Consider the following 5,140-nt stretch of genomic DNA (forward strand, 5'->3'; position numbering starts at 1 on the left):
GTCGTGTCGTGGCGACGCGCAGTTCGCGAAGAATCAGTGGCAGGTCTTTCGGCGGGGCGTTCACGACGGTGTGTCGAGACAGTACCCGGCTTCGAGGAGGTGAACATCAGCGATAGGGATGAACGCAAACACGTGCCACCTCTTCCTTGTCGATCACGGGGGAATGCCGACAAGTCATTCGCGGACGAATGATGGCTGGCTTTCCACCGTAGCACCTATAGGAGGACGGGGTTGGTTTGTTTTGGAAACGGGCTCAGCAGTTTTCGTGCTACCACACAGGTGACTTGTAAAATTAAGCACGTACATGCTCTTACGCGGCAGCTGCCGTTCGTTGAATTGGGGCAAGCCGAGACTTCAGAGGTTTTAGGCTCGAAGGCGGGTGAGCTTCGACCGCGTTATTCGACTTAGACAACGGGGTCAAAAGGTCCCGCTACGCCGATCCATGGGTGAAGTCTGCCACCACTCTTTACGCGGCAGCTAAAACATCTAAGCCATAACCTGGATAAAAATCGGTGTCGTGATAGCGAATAGACGTCACTGCCGATACAAAACTGACCCACCCTGCCCTTCGGAGGTCATTAACAATTCAATTGGTGGCATTGGTTTTTGTAATGGAATCCGAACCTACCTGGTTATTTTACTTACCAATCGTATCTCCGAGCCAATGCCCGTAACTGTCAACTTATTGATCCAAATGTACAGCGCCCATGGCAAAGGGCTTCTTTCGCCCTACCCTAGTCGTACCCCGATCATCATGGCTTACACCAGCTGCTGGATTTTCTTCACTCAATGTTGAACAAGAAACCAGCCAGTTGGCATCAGTTGCAAATGCGACCCGCTCGCCGACACAAAAAGAGCACCATCACAAACCCGGCTACAGACATAAGTGCAGCACAGAGAAATATCGCAGCAAAACCAAAACCTGAAGCAATCAGCCCCATCACCGGGCCGGCCATCCCCACTGCAATATCAAAAAATAATGAAAGGGCACTGAGTGCCGAATTTCTGTTCGCGGCCGGCGTGCTGGCCAATGTCTCCATCCCAAGACCCGGATAGACCCATGACACACCGATCCCGGTCAATGCCCCACCCGCAATGGCCAGTGCCGGAGATGGCGCAAGCCATATCAATAACATGCCCAAAGTCTGTACCAGCAGGCAGCCGCCCACCACTTTGTATCCTCTAAATCGCTGCAGTATTCCCGGGGACGACAATCGGGCAACGATAAAACCAACTCCGAAACCACTCAAACAGTAGGCGGCGTGGTCCCAACCCAGACTGTCAAAGTACAGAGCGACGAATGCCGTCAATCCGCCAAACCCTACCGAACTGCACACCAGAACCAGACCATTGGGCATGACCGCGAACAGAACTCGATAAAATGCCAGCCGGGTTCCGGCAATCAGCGGTGCCGGGCGCTTGCCCAGAGCCAAAAACAGGAACATCAGGCCCAGCAAAACGGTGCATATCCCCACACTGGCAATACCCAACGAATTGCGCAGCAATACGCCTAATGGCGCGCCGACTGCCGTACCGCCGTAAGCCGCTATGCCATTCCACGACATGACTTGTGCTGCCCGAGGGGCGCCACACAACCCGATGGCCCAAGTGCAGCAAGGTGTAGAGATCATGGCCGTGGACGCCCCCAACACCAACCTCCCCAGCAGCAACAGCGTCAGGGTCAACCAGGGCTGGGCGTGCAAGACAATGGCGAGCGTCGTCAGGGTGCCGCTCAACATCAAGCCACTTAACCCACACACAACCGCGTATTTGGCACCCAGGCGATCCGCCACGCCACCGGCCAAGGGGCGGGCCAGGAGTGTCGCCAGGTACTGTGAGCTGATCATCACGCCCGCGACAACCGAAGTCAGACCCAGGTCATTGAGGACATAGCCCGGCAACACCGCAAGCGGCAAGCCGCTGCATACATACGAGATGAAGTTGAAGATGATGATGGACAGGATCAACCAATGGCTGCGGATTGCCTTGTCGTTGCTACGGCTTAAAACACCAATATCGTCCATCACTCATGCCGCTCTATGCCCCGTACGACATCCGCGAGCAGCTGCGGGTGCGATACGAATGGTTCGTGCGCGGTATCTATTTCGATGATCACGCCCGCATCGGCACGCTTTGCAAAACGGCGCTGCCAGTCGACGGGCAGGATATTGTCACGCAGGGTGATGATGTAACTGGCCGGAATCGTTCGCGGGTACCCCGCGCGGCTGATGGAGTCTGTTGCCACGCAGGGTGGCGTCGTGTCCTGGCTCACTTCGCTTAACAACCACGCCAGGGTTTGCTCACTCAGATCCTGCCCAAACATGGCCACGGCCAGCGCTTGAGGGGTTGTTTGTGCTGGGGCCAGCGGCCAGCCGACATGCTCCGGGTTTTCGCCATGCAGCTGAGTGCCTAGCAGCTGCAAAATCGATTGCCCTTCACTGGGCAATGCGCAAGCCAGGTACACCAAACGCGAATACAGTTGTGGAGCGGCCAACACCATCAGCGGCAGCAAGGCCCCCGCGATGGAGTGCCCAAGCAAGACCGCCTGGTTCACGCCGAGTGCTCGCAGGTCCTCATTGAGTTCCGTGACCACATCGTCGAGCCGCAGGGACACAACATCACGGCCGCGCTTTGTGCCGCATCCAGGCATATCCAGCGTGATCACGCGCTCGAAGCATCCGGGTTGCTGGTTGAGCGCCTCCACAAAGGGCCCCCAACACCACGAACCATGGTTGCCGCCATGCAGCAATACCAAATCAGTCATGCGTACGCTCCTTACTGTGGGTGCCGGTTCTCTCGGTCTTGTTTACTTGATTGCGTAGCAGCCCACGGCGACGACGTACCCGTTCACTCGCTGCAGAAAGGTCCTTTTGTATTCGTTCTGCCCGGTAATGGGGTTGCGCCACAGGTAAGCGATTTCCCCGGTTTCATGGGCCTTCATCTGCTTGAGAATGTCCTCGCCAATCGGCTTTCCATCAGTTGAGAGCAATGACTTGAAGTCGGTGCCGATCAGCCGGGGCGTAAAACCGTGAGCGACAAACCGCTTGGTTTTCAAGTCCACCACAAAGGCATAAAGGTCATCCTGGGTGAGCTGTTTATCGTGCTGATTAATGAGCCCGAGGGTGGTTTTCGCGTCGGTAGCCACTTGCCCGGAAATCTGGCGCAGCAGCTGTTGTGCCTGTTCGGGGCTGGACCGTGGCATGTAGTAACCCACGGAGATCACCCGGTCCTGAACACGCTGATAGAACACACGTTTGCGCTCGACCTTGGCGTGTTGCCAGTTCCACCAGCGGTATTCGGCGCTACGCACAATGCCGTCCTCTGGCTGCGTAATGATTTGCTGGAATACCGCTTTGAGGTCATCGTCCAGGACGCTGAACACCGGTTTTCCGATCAGTGAAGCTGAAGGGCCGCCGCTGGCAAGCATCACACCGGAGGTATCGACCACATAGATGTACGACTCACCATCGACATACGCCCCCTGCCGGCTGAATTCGGCCAAGGCGGTGTCGCCCTTGGCTTTGTATTCAGCGACGGCTTTTGCGAGCAGGGCATTGGCACGCTGGGTTTCGGCGCCATAGGCATCCACCGGCGTTTGCTGCGCGAGCCCGACAAGGGAGAACAAGCACAGGCAAAGCCCAGCGAAGGCTCGATAAAGACTCATTGAATTTCCTCTGGTGATCTTTCTGATGTGGCGATGGGCAGAGTCAGCCATTGTGGCTGGCGGTCCGTGATGTTTGATTTAGTCACCCAGGCGAATGTCCACCGTCAGATTGTCAATCAGACGAGTTTTACCGATGCGCGCCGCCACCAGAATCACAAGATGAGTATCGTTGCTCGTCGCAGGTTTTAGATTCTGCGCATTGCGGACTTCGAAGTATTCCAACTGAAACCCGGCAGCGGCTATGCGCTGGCGACACTCATGTACGTGGCGCTCACCCACCTGTCTCTCATCCTGAATGGACGCAGCCATTTGCTTCAGACATGCGTAAAGGAGAGGGGCTACCGTGCGCTCCTGCTCACTCAAATAGCCGTTGCGCGACGATAACGCCAACCCATCCGTGGCGCGGATCGTGGGGGCCGCGACAATGTCAGTCAGCACATTGAGATCCCTGACCATCGAACGAATGACGGCCAGCTGCTGATAATCTTTTTCCCCGAAAACCGCCACGTCCGGCTGAACAATGTTCAGCAGTTTAATGACGACCGTTGCCATGCCATCAAAGTGTCCAGGGCGTGCGGCACCGCAAAGACCTTCTGACACTTTCGGCACACTGACGATGGTTTGATTGAGCATTCCATCGGGATAGATCTGTTCCACACCCGGGGCAAACAGCGCATCACATCCGGCGTTGACCAACCTCTCTCGATCCGCGTCGGGCGTGCGAGGATAGTTGGCCAGATCCTCATTCGCCCCGAACTGGAGCGGGTTGACGAAGATGCTGGCAACGACGAAGTCAGCTCGCTGCTTTGCGCATTGAATCAGCGCGATATGACCGTCATGCAAGTTGCCCATGGTCGGCACCAACGCGACTTTCTTGTTTTCACCCCGTGCGCGAGCCACGAGTGCACGAAGCGCGCCAACCGTATCGACTGTCAGCACCGCTTCACGCCTCCTTGGCTAGTTGCACTTCGATTGCCTCAAGCAATCGAAGATCATCAGCGGCAACGTCCGGAGCGAAACGAGCGACAACCTTGCCGTGACGATCGATCAGAAACTTCTCGAAGTTCCAGAGCACATCCGTCGTGTTGGCGGACTCAATGCCATAACCCTTCAGACGTTCCCGGAAAGGACCTTCACCCGTTGACTCAGGCTGTGTTGCCGTCAGTTCGGCATAGAGAGGATGCTGGTCGGCGCCGACCACCGAGATTTTCGAGAACAACGGAAAATGAACGTCATAGTTCACTGAACAGAACTCAACGATATCCGCGTCGCTACCCGGTTCCTGCTCCCTGAAATTGTTGGCAGGGAAACCCAGCACTTCCAGCCCTTGGGATTTTTTGCTTTGGTAGAGTTTTTCCAACCCCTCGTATTGCGGGGTCAGGCCACATTTTGAAGCTACGTTCACCACCAGCAGGACTTTGCCCCGATAGTCGCCAAGGCGGCTGGCGCTGCCATCGATCTGCGTCAGCGAAATAT

The 5,140-nt window shown here is 56.2% G+C and carries 5 protein-coding genes; all 5 read right to left on the reverse strand.

The annotated features are described in order from the left end of the window. Positions 1-818: 818 nt before the first annotated feature. Positions 819-2,024 (reverse strand): MFS transporter, encoded by a 1,206-nt coding sequence (locus tag AC1DSG_RS27350; RefSeq protein ID WP_477793671.1) that lies wholly within the window; start codon positions 2,022-2,024, stop codon positions 819-821. Further along, entirely contained in the window at positions 2,024-2,764 is a 741-nt protein-coding gene (locus AC1DSG_RS27355; protein WP_477793667.1) for an alpha/beta fold hydrolase, read from the reverse strand. The genes AC1DSG_RS27350 and AC1DSG_RS27355 overlap by 1 nt, the downstream gene beginning before the upstream one ends. A gap of 42 nt (positions 2,765-2,806) precedes the next feature. Further along, entirely contained in the window at positions 2,807-3,664 is an 858-nt protein-coding gene (locus AC1DSG_RS27360; protein WP_477793668.1) for a cache domain-containing protein, read from the reverse strand. Positions 3,665-3,742: 78 nt separating this feature from the next. Further along, a complete protein-coding gene (gene panC / locus AC1DSG_RS27365) occupies positions 3,743-4,603 on the reverse strand; it encodes a pantoate--beta-alanine ligase (protein ID WP_477793669.1) in 861 nt (286 codons plus the stop codon). Between the two features lie 4 nt (positions 4,604-4,607). Continuing rightward, positions 4,608-5,138, reverse strand: a complete 531-nt coding sequence (locus AC1DSG_RS27370) for a glutathione peroxidase (protein ID WP_477793670.1) — start codon at positions 5,136-5,138, stop codon at positions 4,608-4,610. Positions 5,139-5,140: the final 2 nt, after the last annotated feature.

Source organism: Pseudomonas sp. P5_A12 (genome assembly GCF_056400685.1).